Genomic DNA, 24980 nt, shown 5'->3' on the forward strand with positions numbered 1-24980 from the left:
ATGGTAGAGTGGCGCCAATTTTTCGAGGGAGTGATCACTGTGTGGGAACTGGTCAAATCTGGCGGCTGGATGATGCTGCCGATTATTCTGAGCTCCATCGCCGCCGCCGGCATCATCATCGAGCGCTTGTGGACGTTGCGTGCCAGCCGTATCACGCCACCGCACCTGCTCGGGCAGGTCTGGCAGTGGATTCAGGAACAGAAGCTGGACAGCGAAAAGCTCAAGCAGCTGCGCGCTGACTCGCCGCTGGGCGAAATCCTTGCCGCAGGGCTGGCCAATTCCAGGCATGGTCGCGAGATCATGAAGGAATGCATCGAAGAAGCCGCTGCCCGGGTCATTCATGAACTGGAGCGCTACCTCAGCGCACTGGGCTCGATCGCTGCCATGGCGCCGTTGCTTGGTTTGCTCGGCACGGTGCTGGGCATGATCGATATCTTCGGCTCGTTCAACAGCTCCGGGGCCACCGCCAATGCCGGTGTGCTGGCAGGTGGTATTTCCAAGGCGCTGATCTGTACCGCGTCGGGTCTTATCGTAGCGATCCCGGCGATTTTCTTTCATCGCTTTCTGCAGAGCCGCGTCGATGAGCTGGTAGTCGGCATGGAACAACAGGCCATTCGTCTGGTTGAAGTGGTGCAGGGCGACCGCGATGTCGATCTGATCGACGCCAAGATCGATCTCAAGTCGCTGGCCAGAGCGGGCGGGGGCAAGAAGAAGTGAAATTTCGCCGTCGCAGACCCCGGGAAAACATCGACATCAATCTGGTCTCTCTGATTGATGTGGTGTTCATCCTGCTGCTGTTCTTCATTGTGACGACCACCTTTACCCGTGAAACCCAGTTGCGGGTGGATCTGCCCCAGGCCGTCACCGGAACGCCGGACGTGGACGCCAGCGCCAAACAGCTGGACATTGCCATCAACGCCGACGGGATTTTCTCGCTGAACAATCAGTTGTTGCCGAAAAACGACCTGGCGACGCTGATCGAGGCGCTGCAGCGCGAGTCGGGGGGCGATACCAGCCTGCCGCTGTCGATCAGCGCCGACGGCAAGACCCCGCACCAGTCGGTCATCACGGCCATGGATGCGGCGGGCAAGCTGGGCTTCAGTCATCTGCGCATGACCACTGTCGAGGCCACACCGGCTAACTGATGGCATTCACTGACCGTTTGCTCGACGCCTGGTACAAGGGCCACCCTGCGCTGGCGCTGTTGCGCCCGCTCGAAGGTCTTTACCGGCGTGTCGTAGAGCGCAAACGGGCGCGGTTTCTGGCGGGCGAAGGTGATATCTATCGAGCGCCGGTGCCGGTCATTGTGGTGGGTAATATCACCGTCGGTGGCACGGGCAAGACGCCGTTGATTCTCTGGATGATCGAGCATTGCCGCCGTCGCGGTTTGCGTGTCGGTGTGGTCAGCCGTGGCTACGGCGCCAAACCGCCAAGCCTGCCGTGGCGTGTCCTGCCTGAACAAAGTGCCAGCGAGGCGGGGGACGAGCCGTTGCTCATCGTGCAGCGCTGCGGTGTGCCGCTGATGATCGATCCGGATCGCAGTCGCGCCGTACAAGCCTTGCTCGCTGCCGAATCGCTGGATGTGATTCTTTCCGACGACGGCTTGCAGCATTACCGGCTGGCCCGCGACCTGGAACTGGTGCTGATCGATGCCGCCCGTGGTCTGGGCAATCGCCGTTGTCTGCCTGCCGGGCCGTTACGCGAACCGGCCGAGCGGCTGAACAGTGTCGACGCCTTGCTTTATAACGGTGCCACGGCTGACAGGGACGACGGCTATGCCTTCAGGCTCAAGCCTTCGGCACTGATCAATCTGCGCAGTGGCGAACGTCAGCCAGTGGATTATTTCCCGGCCGGGCAGGCGCTGCATGCGGTCGCCGGAATCGGCAATCCCCGACGTTTCTTCAATACCCTCGAAGGATTACACTGGCGACCGGTGCCTCACGCGTTCGCCGACCATGCTGTCTACAGTGCTCAAGCGCTGACATTTGCACCCGCGCTGCCCTTGGTCATGACCGAGAAGGATGCGGTGAAGTGTCGTGCCTTTGCCGCTGATGACTGGTGGTATCTGGCAGTGGATGCAGTACCTTCCGATGCCTTTGTCGGTTGGTTCGACCAGCAACTGCTACGTCTTTCTCCATGATTGCTTCAGGATCTCCTATGGACACCAAACTACTCGATATCCTCGCTTGCCCTGTCTGCAAGGGACCATTGAAGCTTAGCGCCGACAAGACCGAGCTGATCAGCAAGGGCGCAGGCCTTGCCTATCCGGTGCGCGACGGCATCCCGGTGATGCTCGAAAGCGAAGCTCGCACCCTGAGCACCGACGAGCGGCTGGAAAAATGACCGCAGCGTTTACCGTTGTCATTCCTGCGCGCTACGGCTCCAGCCGCTTTCCGGGCAAGCCGCTGAAAACCATTGCTGGCAAACCCATGGTTCAATTGGTCTGGGAGCAGGCCTGCAAGAGCAGCGCCGAACGCGTGGTGATTGCCACCGACGATGCGCGCATTGTCGAAGCCTGTCAGGCTTTTGGTGCCCAAGTGCTGCTGACGCGCGACGATCACAACTCCGGCACCGATCGTCTGGCCGAGGTGGCCGCGCAATTGGGCCTGGCGGCTGACGCGATTGTCGTCAATGTGCAGGGCGACGAGCCGATGATCCCGCCTGCGGTGATCGATCAGGTGGCGTCCAATCTGGCCGCCCATCCCGAAGCCGGCATGTCCACGCTGGCCGAGCCTATCGACGACGTGGCCGCGTTGTTCAACCCCAATATCGTCAAGGTGGCTACGGACATCAACGGCCTGGCGCTGACGTTCAGCCGGGCTCCCTTGCCGTGGGCGCGCGATGCGCTTGCAGCAAATCGCGACCAGCTGCCTGCCGGCGTGCCTTATCGTCGGCACATCGGGATCTACGCTTATCGTGCGGGTTTCCTGCATGACTTCGTCAGTTGGGGCCCGTGCTGGCTGGAAAACACCGAAAGCCTGGAACAATTGCGGGCGCTGTGGAATGGCGTGCGAATTCACGTTGCCGACGCGCTTGAAGCGCCACCCGGTGGCGTCGATACCCCCGAAGACCTGGAGCGCGTAAGGCGCTTGCTGGAGGGTTGATGCGCTTCGTCCAGTGTTCCGGGAAGGCGAGGGCATGAGCTTGCAGGTGCAATCAGCGATTTCCCTCAAGCCGTTCAATACGTTCGGTGTGGATGTTCAGGCCCGGTTGTTTGCCGAAGCGCACAGCGATGATGATGTTCGCGAGGCGCTGGCCTACTCGGCCAGGCATGACGTGCCGCTGCTGGTGATTGGTGGTGGCAGCAACCTGCTGCTCAGCGCTGACGTGCAGTCATTGGTGGTGCGCATGGCCAGCCGCGGCATTCGCATCGTGCACGAGGACTGTCTCGAGTCGATTGTCGAGGCAGAAGCTGGCGAGCCCTGGCATCCGTTCGTGCAGTCCTGTCTGGAGCTGGGGCTGGCGGGGCTGGAAAACCTCAGTCTGATCCCAGGCACCGTTGGCGCGGCACCCATGCAGAACATCGGTGCTTATGGCGTCGAGATCAAGGATGTCTTCCATAGCCTGACTGCGCTGGATCGTGAAACCGGCGAATTGCGCGAGTTTTCTCTGCAGGACTGTGCGTTCGGCTACCGCGACAGCGTGTTCAAGCATCAGGTCGCGCGCTGGTTGATCCTGCGTGTGCGTTTCAAGCTCAGTCGCGTAGCTCGCCTGCACCTCGAATATGGCCCGGTTCGTCAGCGTCTCGACGAGCAGGGTATCGATCGGCCGACGCCGTTCGATGTCAGCCGTGCGATCTGCGCCATTCGCAGTGAAAAGCTGCCTGACCCAGCAATGCTGGGCAATGCCGGCAGTTTCTTCAAAAACCCGATTATCACTGCCGAACTGTACGCAACGATCAAACAGCAGCACCCAGGCGTCGTCGGCTACCCGCAGGACGATGGTCGAGTGAAGCTGGCGGCCGGGTGGCTGATCGAGCAGGCAGGCTGGAAGGGCTATCGCGATGGTGACGCCGGCGTGCACAAGCTCCAGTCGCTGGTGCTGGTCAACTATGGGCAGGCCAGTGGCTTGCAGCTACTAAGTCTGGCGCGCCGTATACAGACCGACATCGCTGAACGTTTTGGTGTCGAGCTGGAAATGGAGCCGAACCTCTACTGATAGCCTGGGGATGGTCTCTTGTGAGAGGGAGCTCGCTCGCGAAGAGATCAGATCAAGCGCCGCGTATTGAAGATGAGCGTGGTGCAAGCCTCAATCAACGGACATGAAAAAGCCCCGCCTGTTTGCACAGGCGGGGCTTTTTCATGGGCCGGGGTTAGACGAGGGGTTTAGGCTCGTTTTCTTTCTCGGCTTCATGTTGCGGTTTAACTGCTGGTTGCTCAGTTGCCGCTTCTTCGGTCTTTTCCTCGGCTGCCGGTGAAGGCTGGGCCGATTCTGCTTCAGCGGCAGCAGGCGCCGCCTCGACGACTGGAGCGCTGGCAGCAGCGGCTTCCTGTTGACGACGTGCTTCTTCTTCACGCTTGCGGCGACGAACTTCACGAGGATCGTTCGGTGCGCGGCCCGTGCTGCTGACCACTGGTGCAGGCGCTGCTTCTACCGCCGCAGGTGCCTGCTCTTGTGGGGCCGGAGCCTGTTCTTCAACGACCGGCTGAGGCGCGACGTAAGGAGCAGGTTCTTCTTTCAGCGCTACCGGCTCGACGACAGCAGCAGGTGCAGGCGTTGGCAGTTCGGATGATTCAGTGGCTGGCACTTCCTCATGAGCCGCTGCTTCGACCGGCGCCTGTGGTGCTGGCTCTGGCGTCGGCTTGAACGGCACTACGCGTTCTGCGTGAGGTGCTTCGAACAGTTCGGACTGTGCAGCAATCGCAGGTGCTTCGACCGCTGCCGGCTGAACTTCAACCTCTGGAGCAGGCTGCGCTACAGGAGCATCGTCTGCCACAGGGGCTTCAACGGCCGGTGCTTCGACAGTCGGCTCGGCAACGGTCTGTGCTTTTTCGGCAACCGGTGCTTCGGTGGCTGGCGTTTCAGCTACTGACGTTTCAGTCACAGGCGCTTCGGCAGCAGTTTCCTGATGCACAGGCTCGGCGTCCGCAGTGGCTGCGTTGCTGTTGGCACGTTCGGCCTGCTGATGCGCGTCGGCTTCGGCAGGCGCGCTGATCACGCTGCTGGCAGCGGAAGCTGCGGCGGTGAAGCCCAGACCCGCCGACAGGTCGGTGGCGCTGCCTTCTTCTTCGTTGCCGTTCTCTTCGGAGCCTTCGATCACGTTGCCATTGGCATCGCGCTGACGCTCACGACGATTGCTGCGACGACGCTGGCCACGCGAGCGGCGGCGAGGGCGGTCGCCTTCGCTACCGTCGTTGCCTTCCTGGTTCTCGTCGTTGGTCTGCTCTTCGTTGAGCAGCACTTCCTCTTCTTCGCTCACGGCAGCCGCGGCCTGTTCGGCGCGTGGTTGACGTTCTTCACGAGGTGCGCGCGGCTGGCGCTCTTCGCGTGGTGCGCGTTCAGGGCGCTCCTCACGAGCGAGGCTCACCGCAGGTGCTGCATCCAGAGGCTCGCGCAGTTCGCGAACCGGGCGATCTTCGCGCGCTTCACGTGGCTTGCGCTCGCGGGTGGTACGGGCTGGACGCTCTTCGCGCGGTGTCGACTCCTCGCGGGCTTCACGCGGTTCGCGAACGGTGCGCTCTTCACGAGGTGCACGTTCCTCACGCGGCGCACGCTCTTCGCGAGGTGCGCGCTCTGCACGTTCTTCGCGGGGGGCGCGTTCTTCACGAGGCTTGCGCTCTTCGTCGCGGCGATTGTTGCGGCCACGGCTCTGCTGGCGGCCGTTGCGGCGTTCTTCGTTGCGGGCTGGACGCTGTTCTGCAACAGGTTTCTCGACCACGACCGGAGCAACAGGCTCTTCCTTGGTCGCGAACAGGCTGACCAGGGATTTCACCAGACCCTTGAACAGGCTTGGCTCGTGAGCGGCGGGTGCCGGTGCAGGCGTTGGTGCAGGGGCTGCGGCTTCTACCGGGACCGGAGCATTGGCACGAGCCGGGGCAGTCTTGACGGCTGCTTCCTGACGAACCAGGGTGCGGGTTGCGGCGGCCAGCGGGGCAATTTCTTCCACTTCGGCAGCGGCAGCAGCGATTTCGTAGCTGGTCTGGCTGCTGTGCGCTTCAGGGCTGTCATCACGCAGACGCTGAACTTCGAAGTGCGGCGTTTCCAGCTGATCGTTCGGCAGAATGATGATGCGGGCACGGGTGCGCAGTTCGATCTTGGTGATCGAGTTGCGTTTTTCGTTGAGCAGGAAGGCGGCGACCGGGATCGGCACCTGAGCGCGCACTTCGGCAGTGCGGTCTTTCAGGGCTTCTTCTTCGATCAGGCGCAGGATGGCCAGCGACAGCGATTCAACATCACGGATGATGCCGGTGCCGTTGCAGCGAGGGCAGACGATGCCGCTGCTTTCGCCCAGCGATGGACGCAGGCGCTGACGGGACATTTCCAGCAGGCCGAAGCGCGAAATACGACCGATCTGCACGCGGGCACGGTCGGCTTCCAGGCTTTCGCGGACTTTCTCTTCCACGGCGCGCTGGTTCTTGGCCGGCGTCATGTCGATGAAGTCGATGACGATCAGGCCGCCGATGTCACGCAGACGCAGTTGACGGGCGATTTCCTCAGCCGCTTCAAGGTTGGTCTGCAGGGCAGTTTCTTCGATGTCGCTGCCTTTGGTGGCGCGCGCCGAGTTGATGTCGATGGACACCAGGGCTTCGGTCGGATCGATGACGATGGAGCCGCCGGAAGGCAGTTCGACAACGCGCTGGAAGGCGGTTTCGATCTGGCTTTCGATCTGGAAGCGGTTGAACAGCGGGACGCTGTCTTCGTAAAGCTTGATCTTGCTGGCGTACTGCGGCATCACCTGACGGATGAAGGTCAGTGCTTCTTCCTGGGCTTCGATGCTGTCGATCAGGACTTCACCGATATCCTGACGCAGGTAGTCGCGGATAGCGCGGATGATGACGTTGCTTTCCTGGTAGATAAGGAAAGGGGCGGAGCGATCGAGGGACGCTTCCTTGATGGCGGTCCACAGTTGCAGCAGGTAATCGAGGTCCCACTGCATTTCTTCGCTGCTGCGGCCCAGGCCTGCAGTACGAACGATCAGACCCATGTCGGCTGGCGCGATCAGGCCATTGAGGGCTTCACGCAGTTCGTTGCGCTCTTCACCTTCGATACGACGCGAGATGCCGCCGGCACGAGGGTTGTTGGGCATCAGAACCAGGTAGCGGCCGGCAAGGCTGATGAAGGTGGTCAGGGCTGCGCCCTTGTTGCCACGTTCTTCTTTCTCGACCTGAACGATGACTTCCTGGCCTTCGCTCAGGACGTCCTTGATGTTGACGCGGCCTTCAGGGGCTTTCTTGAAGTACTCGCGGGAGATTTCCTTGAGGGGCAGAAAGCCGTGGCGCTCAGAGCCGAAATCGACAAAGGCAGCCTCAAGGCTGGGTTCGATGCGAGTGATTCGGCCTTTATAGATGTTGGCCTTCTTCTGCTCGCGTGCACCTGACTCGATGTCCAGGTCGTAGAGGCGCTGGCCGTCTACCAGTGCAACACGCAACTCTTCGGGTTGAGTTGCGTTAATCAGCATTCTTTTCATGTAGTACCGTCGGTTTCCGGGCTGCCGGAAACGGCGTTCGGCACACACGACTTCTCACGGTCGGTGTCAGGGCACGTCAGGAGTGGTTGGACACTCCAGTGTCTAGCGAGGTCCTCGCCCAGAGGGGGCGGAGGGTCGCGACGACGTTTCCTGCTTGCTGTGGTGGCATAAGACACCCCTTTCAGCAAAAGCTTTGTCAGGAGGAGGAATCGACCATCGGTAGCGGACGAGATGAAGCGTCTAGAACAAGCCTTGTGCTACACAGTCCGATGGTTGTGCGTCTCCACCCTACACGTATCCCTGATAATTCGGGTGCTGCCGCGCGCAGAATCCGCAGCGGGTTGGCATTTACCGCGACCTTCGATAGGGAAGGTCGCGCATCATGGCTTGAGGCGTTGTTCCCGAAGCATTCGCTCGTAGCGTCTGAAAGCGACTGCACTTTGTGAACTGGCCATGAACTGTCCGCACTGGCCACGAGCTGTCTGCTCTGCTGTCAGGCGTGTTTCCGGCCTCATGTCACCTGCGCTTGTTACGTTTTCAGCGTGCTCCGTTGTCACCGAACACCGCGTAGGACGGCCTCCCGTCCTTGTGAATTGCGTTGGTCAGGGCCGGTTGTCAACCGTTGGTCCGCTGTCCGGCCGCTTTTGGCGGCGTTCGCGACTATAGCAGCAATCATTAAGTGCTTCAAATCCATAAAAAATTGTTATCATTTGCGGCATGACGAATATTGCCCCTCCAACCCCCGGCGTCCAGCTGGTTGAGGTTGCCCCGGAACTTGCCGGTCAACGCATCGATAACTTTCTGATCACTTATCTCAAGGGTGTGCCCAAAACCTTGATTTACCGCATTTTGCGCAAAGGCGAAGTGCGTGTGAACAAGGGGCGGATCAAGCCGGAGTACAAGTTGCAGGCAGGCGATATCGTGCGCATTCCTCCTGTGCGCGTGCCTGAGCGCGACGAGCCCGTGCCGGTTGCGCAGGCGCTGCTGCAGCGTCTCGAAGCGGCGATTGTCTATGAAGACAAGGCGCTTATCGTGCTCAACAAGCCTGCAGGTATTGCCGTGCATGGCGGCAGCGGCCTGAGCTTTGGCGTGATCGAAGCGTTCCGCCAGTTGCGCCCGGATGCCAAGGAGCTCGAGCTGGTGCACCGCCTTGATCGCGATACATCCGGTCTGCTGATGATCGCCAAGAAACGCAGCATGCTGCGGCATCTGCACGAAGCCCTGCGCGGCGACGGCGTCGACAAGCGCTACATGGCGCTGGTCCGCGGTAACTGGGCAACGGCGCTGAAGCAGGTGCGTGCGCCATTGATGAAAAGCAACCTGCGCTCCGGCGAGCGCATGGTCGAAGTGAATGAAGAGGGCAAGGAAGCCCTGACGATTTTCAAGGTGCTGCGTCGTTTCGGTGACTTCGCCACCATGGTCGAAGCCAAGCCGGTCACCGGGCGGACTCACCAGATCCGTGTGCACACCTTGCATGCGGGGCATGCCATAGCAGGTGACACCAAGTACGGTGACGAGAATTTCAGTCGCGAAATTCGCGATCTGGGCGGCAAGCGTCTGTTTCTGCATGCCTACATGCTGACGGTGCCGATGCCCGATGGCAGCAAACTTAATGTGCAGGCGCCTGTCGATGACATGTGGGCCAAAACAGTGGAGCGTCTGAGTGCGCCGTGATTACGATCTGTTGATTTTCGACTGGGACGGCACACTGGCCGACTCGGTCGGGCGCATCATCCTGTCGATGCGCACGGCGGCCATCGAGACCGATCTTGAAGTGCGCGACGATACGGCGATCAAGGGGATTATCGGTCTGGGGCTGCCCGAGGCGATTCGAACCCTGTATCCGCAGATCAGTGGCAATCAGTTGATCGAATTTCGGCAGCACTACGCGGACAGTTACATGGCAATGGATAGCGTGCCGTCGCCGCTGTTCGACGGTGTGGTGGAATCGATACAGGCGTTTCGCGAGGACGGCTATCGTCTGGCGGTCGCTACCGGCAAGGCGCGTCGCGGGCTCGATCGGGTGCTGAAGGCCAATGGCTGGCTGGATTACTTCGATGCTACCCGCGCGGCCGACGAGACCGCCAGCAAGCCTGATCCGCTGATGTTGAACGAGATCATGGCGCACTGCGGGGTTACGCCGCAGCGTTCGCTGATGATCGGCGATGCTTCGTTCGATCTGCTGATGGCTCGCAACGCGGGTATGGATTCGGTTGCGGTGGGTTATGGCGCTCAGCCGCTGGAGTCGCTGCGCCAGTTCGAGCCGCGGCTGGCTATCGAGCATTTTTCCGAGCTGCGCACCTGGTTGAACGGGCGCAGCGTCTAGTTTTCGGGTTGGAGTGATTGGAACATGTCTGACGAATGGAAGGCACCCGTTTCGCAAAGCGCGGACGAGGGCATCAATGGCAGGGAAGAGGCTAAAAGCTGGAAGCTTCTTGAAAAGACGCTGCTGGCCAGTGTTCAGGAACAGCGCCGCGCGCGTCGCTGGGGGATCTTTTTCAAGCTGCTGACGTTCGCGTTCCTGTTTGTTGCAGTGATCGTTCCGATGCTGGATTTCGAGGGCGGCACTTCGCGCCGTTCCAGTCACACTGCGCTGATCGATGTGCAGGGCGTGATTGCCGACAAGGAGGCGGCCAGTGCCGAGAACATCGTCACTGCGCTGCAGAAGGCCTTCGAGGATGAAAAGACCAAGGGTGTGATTCTGCGTATCAACAGCCCGGGCGGCAGTCCTGTGCAGTCGGGCTATGTCTACGACGAAATCCGTCGCCTGCGCGCGGCGAAGCCGGACATCAAGGTGTATGCGGTCATTACCGATCTCGGTGCTTCGGGCGCTTATTACATCGCCAGCGCCGCTGACCAGATCTATGCCGACAAGGCCAGTCTGGTGGGGTCGATCGGTGTGACGGCAGCAGGTTTCGGCTTTGTCGGAGCCATGGACAAGCTCGGCGTTGATCGTCGTACCTATACCTCCGGCGAGCACAAGGCGTTCCTTGACCCGTTCCAGCCACAGAAGGCTGACGAAACGCAGTTCTGGCAGGGTGTGCTGGACACGACTCATCGCCAGTTCATTGCCAGTGTCAAACAGGGTCGTGGCGACCGCTTGAAGGACAAGGACCACCCAGAGCTGTTCTCCGGGCTGATCTGGACCGGCGAGCAGGCTGTTGCGCTCGGTCTGGTGGATGGGTTGGGCAGTGCGAGCTATGTCGCGCGGGATGTGATCAAGGAGAAGGACATCGTCGAGTACACCGTCGAAGAGTCGCCTTTTGATCGCTTTTCGAAAAAGCTGGGCACCAGCATCGCCGAGCGAATTGCCATGCTGGTCGGTTTCAACGGCCCAAGCCTGCGTTGATGGCTTGATGCAGATATAAAGAACCCGGCCACTGGCCGGGTTCTTTGTCTGAGTGTCAGGGTACGCTGACGCCTTCCTTTATTAGCATGTCCACCAGACGTATCAGGGGGAGACCGATCAGGCTGGTCGCGTCGCTGCCTTCGGTGCTGCGAAACAGGCTGACGCCAAGGCCTTCTGCCTTGAAGCTGCCCGCGCAGTCATAGGGCTGTTCGGCATGCAGGTAGCGTTCGATGCTGGCCCGGTCGAGTTCGCGCATGTGCACTGTAAAAGGCACGCAGTCGACCTGGCACTCGCCGGTCGAGCTGTTGAACAGGGCCAGGCCGGTCAGGAAGGTCACGCTTTTGCCGCTCGCCGCCGTCAGCTGTTCCAGTGCGCGTTCGAAGCTGTGCGGCTTGCCCAGGACCTGTTCGTCAAGGACGGCGACCTGGTCGGAGCCGATGATCAGGTGGTGATGATGCTCTGCAGTGAGTGCTTCGGCTTTCTCCCGGGCAAGGCGCTGTACGAGGTCGAATGCGGCCTCGTCCGGTCGCCGGCTTTCATCGATATCCGGAGACCTGCAGGTGAATGGCAGGCGCAGGCGGGCGAGCAGTTCGCGGCGGTATGAGGAGCTGGAAGCGAGGAGCAGGGATGGCATGCGGTTCTCCGTAGGCTGAGCGTTGATTCTAAAGAGTGGTCGGAGTGACGAACAGGCCTGAATTTCCTTTGACATGCCCGGGGGGCATCCCTAGAATGCTGCGCCTATGTTGAATGACCCGATTCCATCTCACGTTGACCCGCGCAAATTGTCCGATCGCGGCACTACCCTTCAGGGTGAAGTGCTGCTGGGCGATCTGAAGAGACTCTGCGACCCGCTTGCCGACACTGTCGGTACGGTGCAGGCGAAATTCGTTTTTGAGCGTGACGAACGCCGTTCTGTGGTTATCCACAGTTCGATAGACGTCCCGGTCAAGATGGTTTGCCAGCGTTGTCTTGAGCTGGTGACCCTGCCGATCCACAGCGAATGCAGTTACGTTGTGGTGAAGGAGGGTGCGAATACCCAGTCGTTACCGAAAGGTTATGACGTGCTGGAACTGGGCGAAGATCCTTTGGATCTGCTGGCATTGATCGAGGAGGAGCTATTGCTCGCCTTGCCCATTGTGCCTGCTCATCATCCTGAAGAATGCCAGCAACCGGCGGGTCTCGATGAGCCCGAACCGAGCGTGGACGAGGTAACGCGGTCCAACCCGTTCAGTGTATTGGCGCAGTTAAAGCGTGACCCAAACGTTTAGGAGTTAATCAATTATGGCTGTTCAGCAGAACAAAAAATCCCGCTCTGCCCGTGACATGCGTCGTTCGCACGACGCTCTTGAGGCAAGCACTCTGTCGGTAGAAAAGACCACTGGTGAAATTCACCTGCGTCACCACGTATCGCCAGAAGGCGTATACCGTGGTCGTAAAGTGATCGACAAGGGCGCTGACGAGTAATTTCTTGTCCGCTCCGATCATCGCGATCGACGCAATGGGCGGGGACTTCGGTCCCCGCAACATTGTTCAGGCAAGCCTCGCGTGCCTGACAGCTACTCCCTCGCTTCACCTGGCCCTTGTCGGCCAAGCCTCCCTTATTGAAGAACTCGTCTCTGCTCATGAAGCCGTGGATCGTTCGCGCCTGCGTGTCATTCATGCCAGTGAAGCGATTGCGATGGACGAGCGTCCGTCTCAGGCGTTGCGTGGCAAGCCTGACTCTTCCATGCGCGTTGCTCTCGAGCTGGTGGCCAGCGGTCAGGCCCAGGCATGTGTCAGTGCCGGCAATACCGGTGCGCTGATGGCGCTTTCGCGGTTTGTGCTCAAGACCTTGCCAGGGATCGACCGCCCGGCAATGATCGCAGCTATTCCTACTCGCTCGGGTCATTGCCAGTTGCTGGACCTGGGGGCGAACGTCGATTGCAGCGCCGAGGCGCTCTATCAGTTTGCGGTAATGGGCTCGGTGCTTGCCGAGATCCTTGGTGTCGCAACGCCCAGAGTGGCCTTGCTCAATGTGGGCACTGAAGACATCAAGGGCAATCAGCAGGTCAAGCGTGCTGCCGGTCTTTTACAGGCTGCCTCGGGGCTTAACTACATTGGCTATGTCGAAGGCGACGGGTTGTACAGGGGAGAGGCTGACGTGGTGGTGTGTGATGGTTTCGTCGGCAACGTGTTGCTCAAGTCGAGTGAGGGTCTGGCGACCATGATTGCGGCCAGAATCGAGACGCTGTTCCAGCGCAATCTGCTCAGCAGAGCGGTCGGCGCGCTGGCGTTGCCCTTGTTGAGGCGTTTGCAGACCGATCTGGCGCCCGCCCGTCATAATGGTGCGAGCCTGCTCGGATTGCAGGGGGTCGTGGTGAAAAGCCACGGTTCTGCAAGTGTTTCAGGTTTTCAGAGTGCGATTCAGCGAGCGGTCGTCGAATCCCGTGAAAACCTGCCACAGCGTTTGAAGGGGCGGCTTGAGACGATGTTTCAGGACGGCCGAACCTGAAAATGTGACGCATCAGACTGGTCAGTCATCCAACCGATCAGTCATGTACATTAGAATTCCCGCGTTCGGCCTGTCCGGACGCCCATTTTGGCGACAATAATTCAGAGGCTTGTCAAATGTCTGCATCCCTCGCATTCGTCTTTCCGGGTCAAGGATCGCAATCGCTCGGTATGCTCGCCGAGCAAGGCGCGCACCATCCGCTGATCCTCGACACTTTCGAGCAGGCTTCCGAAGCCCTCGGCTACGACCTGTGGGCATTGACTCAGAACGGTCCTGCCGAGCTGCTCAACCAGACCGACAAGACCCAGCCGGCCATTCTGACCGCTTCCGTTGCCTTGTGGCACGTGTGGCTGGCCGAGGGCGGTGCGGTTCCTGCATTCGTCGCCGGTCACAGTCTGGGTGAATACAGCGCACTGGTAGCCGCGCAAAGCCTGAGCCTGGCCGACGCCGTAAAGCTTGTCGAGCGTCGCGGCCAGTTGATGCAGGAAGCGGTGCCGGCGGGTCAGGGCGGCATGGCCGCCATTCTGGGTCTGGATGATGCTGACGTTATTGCAGCCTGCGCCGAAGCGGCACAGGGTGAAGTCGTCAGCGCGGTGAATTTCAACTCGCCGGGTCAAGTGGTGATCGCCGGTTCCGCCGAGGCCGTCAAGCGTGCCATGGAGCTGTGCAAGGCCCGTGGCGCCAAGCGCGCCTTGCCATTGCCGGTCAGCGTGCCATCGCACTGCGAACTGATGCGCCCGGCCGCCGAGCGTTTCGCCGAGGCCGTTGAAGCCATCGAATGGCAAGCGCCGGAAATTGCGCTGGTACAGAACGTCAGCGCCAGTGCCGTCAGTGATCTGGCGACGCTCAAGCGTGATTTGCTGGAGCAGTTGTACAAGCCGGTGCGTTGGGTCGAGTCCATTCAATGCCTGGCGAGCCGCGGTGCGACCCAGCTCGTGGAATGCGGTCCGGGCAAAGTGCTGGCCGGTCTGAACAAACGTTGCGCCGACGGCGTGATGACCTACAACCTTGATACCCCGGACGCCTTTGCCGCCGCGCGCGCGGCACTGGCCTGATTAGGAGAAGCCTGCATGAGCCTTCAAGGTAAAGTGGCACTGGTAACCGGTGCAAGTCGCGGCATTGGCCAAGCCATTGCTCTGGAATTGGGACGCAACGGTGCTGTTGTCGTGGGTACCGCGACGTCAGAGTCCGGCGCCGAGCGCATCAGTACGACGTTCAAGGAAAACGGCATCGAAGGCTTTGGCCTGATGCTGGATGTCTGCGACGCCGAGTCTGTGAATTCGGTTCTGTCCACCATTCAGGAGCGCGTCGGCGCACCGTTGATTCTGGTCAATAACGCCGGTATCACCCGTGATAACCTGATGATGCGCATGAAAGATGACGAATGGTATGACGTCGTCAACACCAATCTGAACAGCCTTTTCCGTCTTTCCAAGGGCGTTTTGCGTGGTATGACCAAGGCGCGTTGGGGGCGTATTATCAGCATTGGTTCGGTTGTGGGTGCCATGGGCAACGCCGGTCAAGTAAACTATGCTTCCGCGAAGGCCGGTCTGGAAGGCTTCAGTCGGGCTCTGGCCCGTGAAGTGGGCTCGCGGGCGGTCACCGTGAATTCGGTGGCACCGGGTTTTATCGATACCGACATGACGCGTGAGCTGCCTGAGGCTCAGCGTGAGTCACTGATTACCCAGATACCCCTGGGCCGTTTGGGGCAAGCCGAAGAGATTGCGCACGTAGTCGCTTTTCTTGCGTCCGAAGGCGCAGGCTACGTTACCGGGGCCACAATCCCTGTTAACGGCGGCATGTACATGAGCTAATGTGACGACCTGTTTCAAAAAAATGTCATACGAGCTGTCTAAAATCCGTTATAAAGCTGCAATCTATGAATGGGCAAAGGTACGGTTGGGCATAAAAGGGGAGAGCGTTAAGCTTGAAATTCGCAAAACCTCTTCTATACACTTACCCACTGGCCAGATGCCTGAACATTTCCACTAGGAGTTAAAACTAGGTATGAGCACCACATCCATCGAAGAGCGCGTCAAGAAAATCGTTGCAGAGCAACTTGGCGTCAAACAAGAAGAGGTTGTCAACACTGCTTCTTTCGTTGAGGACCTGGGCGCTGACTCCCTGGACACCGTCGAGCTGGTAATGGCTCTGGAAGAGGAATTCGAGACCGAAATCCCTGACGAAGAAGCGGAAAAGATCACTACCGTTCAAGCAGCAATCGACTACGTCACTAGCCATCAGGCTTAAGATTTGTAATCGCTGACTGCTGTCACGGGAAAACCGCACTGCTTTAACCGGCGTGCGGTTTTTTCTTTAAAAAACGCTGTGATTGTTCCGTAAACAAGAGAGAAGGAGAGTCCTGTGTCGCGTAGACGCGTCGTGGTCACCGGGATGGGCATGCTTTCGCCACTGGGCAATGACGTGCCCAGCAGTTGGCAAGGCATTCTGGCGGGCCGCAGTGGCATTGGCCTTATCGAGCACACGGACTTGTCAGCCTTCACCACCCGCTTCGGCGGCTCGGTCAAGGGTTTCAACGTCGAAGAATACCTCGCGCCCAAAGAAGCGCGCCGCCTCGATCTCTTTATTCAGTATGGCCTTGCGGCCAGCTTTCAGGCCGTGCGTAATGCAGGCCTCGAAGTCACTGATGCAAACCGTGAGCGCATCGGCGTTGCCATGGGGTCGGGCATCGGTGGTCTGACCAATATCGAAAACAGCAGTCGCCTGCTGCACGAGCAGGGTCCGGGACGGATTTCACCGTTCTTCGTTCCTGGCTCGATCATCAATATGATTTCCGGTTTCCTGTCGATCCACCTGGGCGCACAGGGACCCAATTACTCCATCGCGACGGCTTGCACGACTGCAACCCACTGCATCGGCATGGCGGCTCGCAACATCGCCTATGACGAAGCGGACGTGATGATCGCCGGTGGCGCTGAAATGGCCGCCTGTGGACTCGGTCTGGGCGGCTTCGGTGCAGCGCGTGCGCTGTCGACCCGCAACGATGACCCGACCCGCGCCAGTCGTCCCTGGGACAAGGGCCGTGATGGCTTCGTCCTGTCCGACGGTGCCGGTGCCATGGTGCTCGAAGAGCTTGAGCACGCCAAGGCGCGTGGCGCGACCATTTATGCAGAGCTGGTCGGGTTCGGCATGAGCGGCGACGCTTATCACATGACCTCGCCACCTGATGACGGCGCCGGTGCTGCACGCTGCATCGTCAATGCGTTGCGTGATGCCAAGGTCAATCCCGATCAGGTGCAGTACATCAACGCACACGGTACGTCGACGCCTGCAGGCGATCTGGCCGAAGCTTCTGCGATCAAGTCGGTATTCGGTGATCACGCCTACAAGCTGGCAGTCAGTTCGACCAAGTCGATGACCGGCCACCTGCTGGGCGCTGCCGGTGCTGTCGAAGCGATCTTCAGCGTCCTGGCAATGGTTGATCAGGTGGCTCCGCCGACCATCAACCTGGATGAGCCAAGCGAAGGCTGCGATCTGGACTTCGTGCCTCACGAAGCGCGCCGCATGCCGATCGACGTCGTTCTGTCGAACTCCTTCGGCTTTGGTGGCACCAACGGCTCGCTGGTATTCCGTCGGTTCGCCGAGTAATGCCCGACTGGGTCGATGGCTGCCCCGCAGACGCCTTGTCCCTCAAGGACCGAGGGCTGGCCTACGGCGATGGACTGTTTGAAACCATCGTCGTCAAGGCCGGGCAGCCATTGCTTCTGGAGCGTCATCTGCAGCGTCTCGAAAGCGGCTGCGCGCGCTTGTCGATCGCAACCGATCACGCGCTGATCCGTGCTGAAATGACCCGCTTCGCTGCAGAGCTTGGTGATGGGGTCATGAAGCTCATCCTGACCCGTGGCGACAGCCAGCGCGGCTACGCTCCTGCCCCCAATGCCCAATCGCGTCGAATCCTGCAGGGCGGCCCTGCGCCAGCCTATCCGGGTGTGCATGCCGAGCAGGGCGTGCGCCTGTTTGCCTGCCAGACGCGTCTGGCGGAACAACCGCTTCTGGCCGGCCTCAAGCACCTCAATCGTCTGGAGCAGGTACTGGCCCGCTCCGAGTGGAGTGACAGCGAGCACGCCGAGGGCTTGATGCGTGACACGTCAGGACGACTGATAGAGGGTGTCTACAGCAACCTGTTTCTGGTCAGTCAGGGCCGTTTGCTGACTGCTGATCTCAGCCGCTGCGGGGTCGCAGGTGTGATGCGTGCCGAATTGCTGGATCAGGCACCAAAGCTGGGGCTGACTGTCGATATCCGTGACCTGCACATGTCTGACCTTGAATCGGCAGACGAAGTGTTTCTATGCAACAGCGTGTACGGCGTCTGGCCGGTTTGCAGCTTTGCAGCGTTGAACTGGCCGGTCGGGCCGCTCACCCGTAAACTGCAAGGTATTGCTCGCACCCTTCTGGATATCTGATTTTGATCCGAAAAATATTGGTGTTGCTGGAAACAGCGGTTGTCCTGGCAGGTTTGCTGTTCGGCTTTGCGTTCTGGCAGCAGTACCAGGCGCTGAACCAACCGCTCGAGGTGGCTCAGGAACAACTGCTGGACGTTCCGGCCGGTTCGACGCCGACCGGCGTACTCAATCGATTGCAGGCCGATGGCGTAATCAAGGACGCTTTCTGGTTGCGTCTCTACTGGCGTTTCAACCTGTCCGGGCAGGCCCTGCACAGCGGTGAATACCGCATGGTGCCGGGGATGAACGTCAAAGGCCTGTTCGACGTCTGGAAGCGCAAGGAAGTCGTGCAATACAGCCTGACGCTGGTCGAAGGCTGGAATTTCCGCCAGGTGCGTGCTGCGCTGGCCAAACAGGCCAAGCTCGATCAAACGCTGGCAGGTCTGTCCGACAGTGAGCTGATGGCGAAAATAGGCCATCCCGATGTGTTGCCTGAAGGCCGTTTCTTTCCGGACACCTATCGCTACGTGCGCGGCATGACCGATGCCGAATTGCTCAAGCAGGCTTATAGCCGTCTGGAAGAAGTACTCGACGAGGAGTGGAATGCGCGGTCGCCAGAGGCGCCGTATTCAAACCCTTACCAGGCGCTGATCATGGCGTCGCTGGTCGAGAAGGAGACTGGCGTACCTCAGGAGCGCGGCCAGATAGCCGGCGTGTTCGTGCGTCGCCTGAAGCTGGGCATGCAGTTGCAGACCGACCCGACCGTGATCTACGGCATGGGCGAGCGCTACAACGGCAAGTTGACGCGCGCCAACCTCAAGGAAGCCACGCCCTACAACACCTACGTGATCGCTGGCCTGCCGCCGACGCCCATTTCGCTGGTAGGGCGTGAAGCGATTCATGCTGCTCTTAACCCGGTGGACGGCAGCAGTCTGTATTTCGTGGCCAAGGGCGACGGCAGCCATGTGTTCTCGGACGATCTGGATGCCCATAACGCGGCCGTGCGTGATTATCAGCTCAAGCGCCGTGCGGATTATCGCTCCAGCCCGGCACCTGCCGCACCTGCCACACCGGCACCCGTAACTGACTCGCCCCCTTCGGAAAGCGTGCCTGCGGATACTCCGGATGCGCCGCAGTCCGAGCCGAATGCACAATGATGACGATTAAGGATGACCTGTGACTGGCTTGTTTATCACTCTTGAAGGCCCGGAAGGTGCAGGCAAAAGTACCAACCGTGACTACCTGGCGGCGCAATTGCGTGCGCAGGGTGTTCAGGTACTGCTGACCCGCGAGCCGGGTGGTACTCCGCTGGCCGAGCGTATTCGCGAGCTGTTGCTGGCGCCCAGCGACGAGGCCATGAGCGCCGACACCGAGCTGCTGCTGGTGTTTGCGGCGCGTGCACAGCATTTGGCCGAAGTCATTCGTCCAGCGCTGGCGCGTGGCGAGGTGGTGCTCTGTGATCGGTTTACCGATGCGACCTACGCCTATCAGGGCGGCGGCCGCGGCCTGTCCCATCAGCGTATTGCAGCGCTGGAACAGTTCGTTCAAGGCGACCTGCGCCCTGACCTGACGCTGGTCTTCGACCTGCCGGTGGAGATCGGTCTGTCACGCGCCGCTGCACGCGGTCGGCTGGATCGCTTCGAGCAGGAAGGCAGAGCTTTCTTCGACGCTGTGCGCAGCACCTATCTGGAGCGGGCCAGGGCCGAGCCTGCGCGCTATCGCCTGGTAGACGCCGCACAGACTCTGGCCGACGTTCAGGCTTGCCTCGACACCTTGCTGCCTCAGTTGCTGGAGCTGCAACGTGGCTGAAGCCTACCCCTGGCAGGCGTCGCTCTGGCAGCAGATGGCCGGTCGCGCCCAGCACGCTCACGCCTATCTGCTGCACGGGCCGGCGGGTATCGGCAAGCGCGCTCTGGCTGAACGACTGATGGCCAGCCTGTTGTGCAAGACCCCTGAAGGGCTTGATGCCTGTGGACACTGCAAGTCCTGTCTGCTGCTGGCGGCTGGCAGCCACCCTGACAACTACGTGCTCGAGCCGGAAGAGGCGGACAAGCCGATCAAGGTCGATCAGGTGCGTGATCTGGTCAGTTTTGTGGTGCAGACCGCTCAGATGGGCGGGCGCAAGGTGGTGCTCGTCGAGCCTGTGGAAGCGATGAATACCAACGCGGCCAATGCCTTGCTGAAAAGTCTGGAAGAGCCTTCAGGCAATACCGTTCTGTTGCTGGTCAGTCATCAACCGAGCCGCTTGCTGCCAACGGTCAAGAGCCGTTGTGTGCAGCAGGCGTGCCCGTTGCCCGGCGAACAGATGAGCCTCGACTGGCTGAGCGGCGCATTGCCCGATTGCACGCAGGACGAACGCTTCGAGTTGCTGACGCTGGCCGCCGGATCGCCGCTGGCTGCGGTGGCGCTGCACACGCAGGGCGTTCGCGAACAGCGCGCGCTGGTGGTCGACGGCGTCAAGAAGCTGCTCAAGCAACAACAGTCGGCTACCCAGCTGGCCGAGGGCTGGAAGGATATTCCGCTGTTATTGCTGTTCGACTGGTTCTGTGACTGGTCGCACCTGATCCTGCGCTATCAGATGACCCAGGACGAGGAAGGCCTTGGCCTGGGTGACATGCGCAAGGTCATTCAATACCTGGCGCAAAAATCTTCTTGCGCCAAAGTGCTGGAAATTCAGGACTGGATTCTGGCGCAGCGCCAGAAAGTCATGTCCAAGGCCAACCTCAATCGGGTGTTGCTGCTTGAAGCGTTATTGGTGCAGTGGGCAGGCCTGCCGGGACAGGCGTAGACTCTGCGTTATCCGGAACCGTTGAGGTGTTGTCATGAGTCTGCCGCCGAGCACAGGTCCACGTAATGGCATTCTGTCCCTGACCATCAAGGACAAATCCGTTCTTTACGCTGCTTATATGCCGTTCATCAGAAACGGCGGGCTGTTCATTCCGACCAGCAAAAGCTACAAGCTGGGCGATGAAGTGTTCATGCTGCTCAATCTGATGGACGAACCGGAGAAGGTTCCGGTTGCCGGCCGCGTGGCCTGGATCACGCCAAAAGGCGCACAGGGCAATCGCACCGCTGGCGTTGGCGTGCAGTTCAATGACGGCGACAACACCGCCCGCAATCTGATCGAAACTCACCTGGTCGGCGCTCTCAAGTCCGATCGTCCAACCCATACGATGTAGTTGTGTTTTAAGCCATGCTTGTAGATTCCCATTGTCACCTCGATCGCCTTGACCTTGCCCAGCACGACGGCTCTCTGGATGCCGCACTCGACGCCGCGCGCGGCAGAGGGGTCGGGCATTTTCTCTGCATCGGTGTCAGCGCCGACAATGCGGGGGCGGTCAAGGCACTCGCCGAACGCTACGCGGATGTCGATTGCTCGGTGGGCATTCATCCGCTGGACGTGAAGCCCGGCGAAATGCCGCCCCTGGACTGGTTGCTCAAGGAACTCGATCACCCGCGGGTGGTGGCCATTGGCGAGACCGGTCTGGATTATCACTACGAACCTGAAGCGGCCGAGATTCAACAAGCGTCTTTCCGTGTTCACCTCGAGGCGGCCAGAATCACTGAAAAACCGGTGGTCATCCACACTCGGGGCGCACGTGCCGATACGCTCAGCCTGCTGCGTGAGGCTGCCTTGCCCCACGCCGGTGTCCTGCACTGTTTCACCGAGGACTGGGAGATGGCCAAGGCCGCGCTGGACCTGGGGTACTACATTTCGCTGTCCGGCATCGTGACGTTTCGTAATGCCGATGCCCTGCGCGACGTTGCAAGGCAGGTGCCCGCCGATCGTCTGCTGGTCGAGACCGATTCCCCGTACCTCGCGCCGATCCCTTACCGGGGCAAGCCGAACCTGCCCCAGTACGTACGTGAGGTTGCCGAGTTTCTGGCAATGCTGCGAGGCGAGTCCTACGAGCACTTTGCCGAGCAGACCACCGCCAACTTTGCCCGCCTGTTTCCGCTGGCGCACGTTCAGCGCTGACGGATGCTCAAATCCGCGGGCAGACAAATCGCAGGCAAAAAAAACCCGGATTCTGGGGGGTGAAGCCGGGTCAAGACCATTAGGAGTAAAACAAAGGCGCGCGAGTCCTTTGGCACCTCTACTGCCGAGTCATTTGGGGAATGATGACGCGTCAGCAGCTTAAGTATTGTTCAGGACGGCGTAGCGTCCAGTGTCTTTTGATCGTTTTTTAAACAGTTTTGGAATACTAAAGCCCTCCTTGAGTGCTCGATGAACACTTTGTATCGGGCGAAATGCGGGGGCGCTGCAGTCATGGAGTGGTGGGGTGGAGTTTTCCAACGGTTTTCTGCTGAGTCTGTCCTTGTGTCTGGACATTGGTCTGGCCAACATCGCCATGATCACGCTGTCCATGCAGCGCGGTTTTTCCAGGGGGCTCTGGCTGGGGCTGGGAACCTGCGTCGGTGATCTGGCCTACGCAATCCTGGCGATGCTCGGCATGGCCGTGCTGCTGCAATATGAAGCCGTGCGCTACGTGCTGTGGATTGGCGGCACAGCAGTGCTGGCCTGGTTCTGCTTCAGGATGATCATCAGTGCCACTACCGTCAGCACCGGTCTCGACAGTCAGAAGGTTGAATCGGAAAAATCCAGCCTGGCGCTGTTCCTGCGCGGGATCTTTCTGGCGATGTCCTCGCCCAGCGCCATCCTCTGGTTCGCCGCAGTCGGCGGGGCGCTGATTGCCCGGCAAGGCTCTGATCTTGTCAGCGCTTCGACCTTTCTCGCCGGGTTCGTCGCTGCGGGCGTGGTCTGGTCGACCTCGCTGTGTGCGCTGGCTCATCAGGGTGGGCGATTCATGGGCGAACGAATGTTGCGCTGGTCATACATTGCCTCGGCGCTGATCTTTGCCTACTTCACGTTGTATGTGGTGATCACGGGTTATCTGGAGTTTGTCGTTGCCTCTCCAGCGTTGCCGGCGCACTAGGTTGCCACCGCACTGGAACGGTATCGGGCGCCCGGGCTGACCGGTGCGAATCGTTCATGCAGGTCGACAAGTATGGATGAACCGTGCAATTTAGCGCCGATTGGGCATAATACCCGGCTTCGATTTCGATCCTGACAGACCTCTCTATGCAGAAAGAACCTCGTAAGGTCCGTGAATTTCGCCGCCGTGAGCAGGAAATTCTCGACACCGCGCTAAAGCTGTTTCTCGAGCAAGGCGAAGACAGCGTCACTGTCGAGATGATCGCGGACGCCGTCGGCATTGGCAAAGGCACCATCTACAAGCACTTCAAGTCCAAGGCGGAAATCTACCTGCGCCTGATGCTCGACTACGAGCGGGACCTGAACGAGCTGCTGCATTCGGCCGACGTCGACAAGGACAAGGAATCGCTCTCGCGCGCCTACTTTGAATTCCGTATGCGTGACCCGCAGCGCTATCGTCTGTTCGACCGTCTGGAAGAGAAGGTGGTCAAGGGCAATCAGGTGCCTGAGCTGGTCGAAGAGCTGCACAAGATCCGCGCCTCCAACTTCGAACACCTGACGCTGCTGATCAAAGGCCGCATCAGCGAAGGCAAGCTCGAAGATGTCCCGCCTTACTACCATTACTGCGCTGCCTGGGCGCTGGTACATGGCGCCGTTGCGCTGTATCACTCGCCGTTCTGGAGCAACGTGCTGGAAGACCAGGAAGGCTTCTTCCACTTCCTCATGGACATCGGCGTACGCATGGGCAACAAGCGCAAGCGCGACGGCGACGTCAGCGCCGAACCCACGCCAGATCCCGCCGCCGAATAACGCGCCGCCCCGGTCTTGAGCATCAGCTTAAAGGCTTTGGCGTCGGCTGCGCCAGAGATGGCGCGGAAGCTGCATCCGACGACCATTCGCCGGTTTTCCGTCACCGGTATTTGGGAGGGGATAATGCGTAGCCTGGTTATGCTGCTCGCGCTTCTGGCGTTGAGTGGCTGCATGAAAGTCAGTGACATGGGCGAAGGTGTTCGCGAGCAATTCAGCGATGCGGGTCTGCTTGACCATAGCGAAACCCGTCGTACTGCCAACTGGCGCGTGCAGCCTGACTCGTTCATTTACATCGCTCAGGGCGCCTTCGTACCGCCGGGCAACGTCTATCCGCGGCCTAACGTGGTGGCTGAAGAAGCCTTCAAGGGCTTTATCGAGTACTTCCCGATGGTCCGTCGTGCCCGCGGCCCGCTCGGGCTGGATGAAGCCATGGTCGAGGCGCGTGCTGCGGGCGCGCATTATTTGCTCTATGCACGTTTCGCCAAGGCTGACGACCGCATCGGCAATGTCGATCAATGGGCCGATCAGGAAGCGGTGGACCGTCTGGGTGTCGACAGCGGTGTCATTCAGCTGATGCTGATCGAGACCGGGACCCGTTACCTGATCGACAGCGCACGCATTCGCAGCCGTGGCGGATTGCTGACGCTTTACGACAAAAGCCCCGAGGATTTGCTGGGTCCGCCGCTTGAGGACTACGCTCGTACCTTATTGGGTGTCGAACGCTAGGGCCCGCATCAGGAGAATGGAGTGACCGATTCAAACAAGGCGGGTGATCTGTTCGCGCAGATCCCCAAAACCAAAGGGTTGCCGCCTGTTCATTTGTGGAATCCGGACTTCTGCGGCGATATCGACATGCGTATCGCCCGCGACGGTACCTGGTATTACCTGGGCACGCCGATCGGCCGCAAACCGATGGTTCGGTTGTTCTCGACCATCATGCGCCGTGACGGCGATGACTATTTCCTGATCACTCCCGTCGAAAAGGTCGGCATCACGGTGGATGACGCGCCTTTTGTCGCCGTCAGCCTTGAGGTGCTGGGGGAGGGCGAGTGCCAGGTGTTGCGCTTTCTGACCAATGTAGAGGATCAGAGCGAAGCGGGACCGGAACACCCTTTGCGGGTTGTCACCGACCCTGATACCCAGGAACCGGCGCCGTACATTCACGTGCGGAGCAATCTGGAAGCGCTGATTCACCGCAATGTTTTCTATCAGTTGGTCGAGCTGGCCGTTTCCCGCGATATGGACGGACAGCGCTGGCTGGGCGTCTGGAGCCATGGCGTGTTCTTCCCGATAGGGCTCGAGCCTTGAAATACACACCTGATTGCCGGCTTGAATTGCCTGTCGGCAATGCGGCGGTTAAAGTG

General features: G+C 60.0%; 28 protein-coding genes. 26 read left to right on the top strand and 2 right to left on the bottom strand.

The annotated features are described in order from the left end of the window. The 6 genes from KUIN1_RS08480 to murB are packed head-to-tail and all read left to right on the top strand — an operon-like array spanning position 1 to position 4158. Positions 1-717 (top strand): MotA/TolQ/ExbB proton channel family protein, encoded by a 717-nt coding sequence (locus tag KUIN1_RS08480; RefSeq protein WP_011267143.1) that lies wholly within the window; start codon positions 1-3, stop codon positions 715-717. Further along, positions 714-1145, top strand: a complete 432-nt coding sequence (locus KUIN1_RS08485; RefSeq protein ID WP_003317468.1) for an ExbD/TolR family protein — start codon at positions 714-716, stop codon at positions 1143-1145. The genes KUIN1_RS08480 and KUIN1_RS08485 overlap by 4 nt, the downstream gene beginning before the upstream one ends. Further along, positions 1145-2140 (top strand): tetraacyldisaccharide 4'-kinase, encoded by a 996-nt coding sequence (lpxK, locus tag KUIN1_RS08490; RefSeq protein ID WP_152091936.1) that lies wholly within the window; start codon positions 1145-1147, stop codon positions 2138-2140. Before KUIN1_RS08485 ends, lpxK begins: the two co-directional genes overlap by 1 nt. 17 nt (positions 2141-2157) lie before the next feature. After that, a complete protein-coding gene (locus KUIN1_RS08495) occupies positions 2158-2343 on the top strand; it encodes a Trm112 family protein (RefSeq protein ID WP_002552679.1) in 186 nt (61 codons plus the stop codon). Continuing rightward, positions 2340-3104 carry a 3-deoxy-manno-octulosonate cytidylyltransferase gene (gene kdsB / locus KUIN1_RS08500; RefSeq protein WP_024639315.1) on the top strand — a complete coding sequence of 255 codons (765 nt, stop codon included), beginning with the start codon at positions 2340-2342 and terminating at the stop codon, positions 3102-3104. The genes KUIN1_RS08495 and kdsB overlap by 4 nt, the downstream gene beginning before the upstream one ends. A gap of 34 nt (positions 3105-3138) precedes the next feature. Then, positions 3139-4158, top strand: a complete 1020-nt coding sequence (gene murB, locus KUIN1_RS08505; RefSeq protein ID WP_024642747.1) for a UDP-N-acetylmuramate dehydrogenase — start codon at positions 3139-3141, stop codon at positions 4156-4158. A 154-nt stretch (positions 4159-4312) separates the two neighbouring features. On the opposite strand, the gene rne is transcribed toward murB, so the two are convergent. Next, positions 4313-7618, bottom strand: coding sequence for a ribonuclease E (rne, locus tag KUIN1_RS08510; protein ID WP_162496827.1), 3306 nt, complete (start codon positions 7616-7618; stop codon positions 4313-4315). A gap of 726 nt (positions 7619-8344) precedes the next feature. On the opposite strand from rne, the gene rluC reads away from it, so the two are divergent. Genes rluC through sppA form a run of 3 tightly spaced genes read left to right on the top strand, consistent with a single transcriptional unit; the run spans position 8345 to position 10976 of the window. Next, on the top strand, positions 8345-9301 hold the full coding sequence (rluC, locus tag KUIN1_RS08515) for a 23S rRNA pseudouridine(955/2504/2580) synthase RluC (protein WP_003317474.1): 957 nt from the start codon (positions 8345-8347) through the stop codon (positions 9299-9301). Then, positions 9291-9953 (top strand): HAD-IA family hydrolase, encoded by a 663-nt coding sequence (locus tag KUIN1_RS08520; RefSeq protein ID WP_004408320.1) that lies wholly within the window; start codon positions 9291-9293, stop codon positions 9951-9953. Before rluC ends, KUIN1_RS08520 begins: the two co-directional genes overlap by 11 nt. A gap of 24 nt (positions 9954-9977) precedes the next feature. Next, positions 9978-10976, top strand: coding sequence for a signal peptide peptidase SppA (sppA, locus tag KUIN1_RS08525; protein WP_011267147.1), 999 nt, complete (start codon positions 9978-9980; stop codon positions 10974-10976). Positions 10977-11031: 55 nt separating this feature from the next. Here the strand turns inward: sppA and KUIN1_RS08530 are convergent, their stop codons facing one another. Next, a complete protein-coding gene (locus KUIN1_RS08530) occupies positions 11032-11610 on the bottom strand; it encodes a Maf family protein (protein ID WP_024661285.1) in 579 nt (192 codons plus the stop codon). A gap of 106 nt (positions 11611-11716) precedes the next feature. Between KUIN1_RS08530 and KUIN1_RS08535 the strand changes: the two genes are divergently transcribed. From KUIN1_RS08535 to KUIN1_RS08615, 17 genes are all read left to right on the top strand, one after another. Beyond that, positions 11717-12244: a YceD family protein gene (locus KUIN1_RS08535; RefSeq protein ID WP_003390869.1), complete on the top strand. Its 528-nt coding sequence runs from the start codon at positions 11717-11719 to the stop codon at positions 12242-12244. A 13-nt stretch (positions 12245-12257) separates the two neighbouring features. Further along, a complete protein-coding gene (gene rpmF / locus KUIN1_RS08540; protein WP_002552688.1) occupies positions 12258-12440 on the top strand; it encodes a 50S ribosomal protein L32 in 183 nt (60 codons plus the stop codon). Positions 12441-12444: 4 nt separating this feature from the next. After that, positions 12445-13467 (top strand): phosphate acyltransferase PlsX, encoded by a 1023-nt coding sequence (plsX, locus tag KUIN1_RS08545; protein ID WP_024643102.1) that lies wholly within the window; start codon positions 12445-12447, stop codon positions 13465-13467. A gap of 116 nt (positions 13468-13583) precedes the next feature. Further along, the gene (gene fabD / locus KUIN1_RS08550; protein ID WP_011267150.1) at positions 13584-14522 is read left to right on the top strand and encodes an ACP S-malonyltransferase; all 939 of its coding nucleotides are present in this window, start codon (positions 13584-13586) and stop codon (positions 14520-14522) included. A gap of 15 nt (positions 14523-14537) precedes the next feature. Beyond that, a complete protein-coding gene (gene fabG, locus KUIN1_RS08555; RefSeq protein ID WP_024639323.1) occupies positions 14538-15281 on the top strand; it encodes a 3-oxoacyl-ACP reductase FabG in 744 nt (247 codons plus the stop codon). Positions 15282-15474: 193 nt separating this feature from the next. Then, complete coding sequence (gene acpP / locus KUIN1_RS08560; RefSeq protein ID WP_004408315.1) at positions 15475-15717, top strand: acyl carrier protein; 243 nt, start codon at positions 15475-15477, stop codon at positions 15715-15717. Positions 15718-15831: 114 nt separating this feature from the next. Beyond that, positions 15832-17076 carry a beta-ketoacyl-ACP synthase II gene (gene fabF / locus KUIN1_RS08565; RefSeq protein ID WP_003390862.1) on the top strand — a complete coding sequence of 415 codons (1245 nt, stop codon included), beginning with the start codon at positions 15832-15834 and terminating at the stop codon, positions 17074-17076. Next, complete coding sequence (pabC, locus tag KUIN1_RS08570; RefSeq protein WP_024643100.1) at positions 17076-17891, top strand: aminodeoxychorismate lyase; 816 nt, start codon at positions 17076-17078, stop codon at positions 17889-17891. The genes fabF and pabC overlap by 1 nt, the downstream gene beginning before the upstream one ends. A 2-nt stretch (positions 17892-17893) precedes the next feature. Next, entirely contained in the window at positions 17894-19027 is a 1134-nt protein-coding gene (gene mltG, locus KUIN1_RS08575) for an endolytic transglycosylase MltG (protein WP_004408308.1), read from the top strand. Positions 19028-19046: 19 nt separating this feature from the next. Further along, on the top strand, positions 19047-19679 hold the full coding sequence (gene tmk / locus KUIN1_RS08580) for a dTMP kinase (protein WP_024639326.1): 633 nt from the start codon (positions 19047-19049) through the stop codon (positions 19677-19679). Next, positions 19672-20658 carry a DNA polymerase III subunit delta' gene (locus KUIN1_RS08585; RefSeq protein ID WP_024643099.1) on the top strand — a complete coding sequence of 329 codons (987 nt, stop codon included), beginning with the start codon at positions 19672-19674 and terminating at the stop codon, positions 20656-20658. The genes tmk and KUIN1_RS08585 overlap by 8 nt, the downstream gene beginning before the upstream one ends. A gap of 34 nt (positions 20659-20692) precedes the next feature. Further along, the gene (locus KUIN1_RS08590) at positions 20693-21049 is read left to right on the top strand and encodes a PilZ domain-containing protein (protein WP_003409617.1); all 357 of its coding nucleotides are present in this window, start codon (positions 20693-20695) and stop codon (positions 21047-21049) included. 14 nt (positions 21050-21063) lie between these two features. Further along, complete coding sequence (locus tag KUIN1_RS08595) at positions 21064-21849, top strand: TatD family hydrolase (protein ID WP_004408301.1); 786 nt, start codon at positions 21064-21066, stop codon at positions 21847-21849. 304 nt (positions 21850-22153) lie between these two features. Then, a complete protein-coding gene (locus KUIN1_RS08600; protein WP_011267155.1) occupies positions 22154-22807 on the top strand; it encodes a LysE family translocator in 654 nt (217 codons plus the stop codon). 146 nt (positions 22808-22953) lie between these two features. Beyond that, the gene (locus KUIN1_RS08605; protein ID WP_003368424.1) at positions 22954-23616 is read left to right on the top strand and encodes a TetR/AcrR family transcriptional regulator; all 663 of its coding nucleotides are present in this window, start codon (positions 22954-22956) and stop codon (positions 23614-23616) included. Between the two features lie 123 nt (positions 23617-23739). Beyond that, positions 23740-24342 carry a DUF4823 domain-containing protein gene (locus KUIN1_RS08610; RefSeq protein WP_152091937.1) on the top strand — a complete coding sequence of 201 codons (603 nt, stop codon included), beginning with the start codon at positions 23740-23742 and terminating at the stop codon, positions 24340-24342. A gap of 21 nt (positions 24343-24363) precedes the next feature. After that, positions 24364-24924 (top strand): DUF1285 domain-containing protein, encoded by a 561-nt coding sequence (locus tag KUIN1_RS08615; protein ID WP_024639330.1) that lies wholly within the window; start codon positions 24364-24366, stop codon positions 24922-24924. The last annotated feature ends 56 nt before the right edge of the window (positions 24925-24980 follow it).

This window comes from Pseudomonas sp. KUIN-1, assembly GCF_009176725.1.
GTDB classification, from domain to species: Bacteria; Pseudomonadota; Gammaproteobacteria; order Pseudomonadales; family Pseudomonadaceae; genus Aquipseudomonas; species Aquipseudomonas fragariae.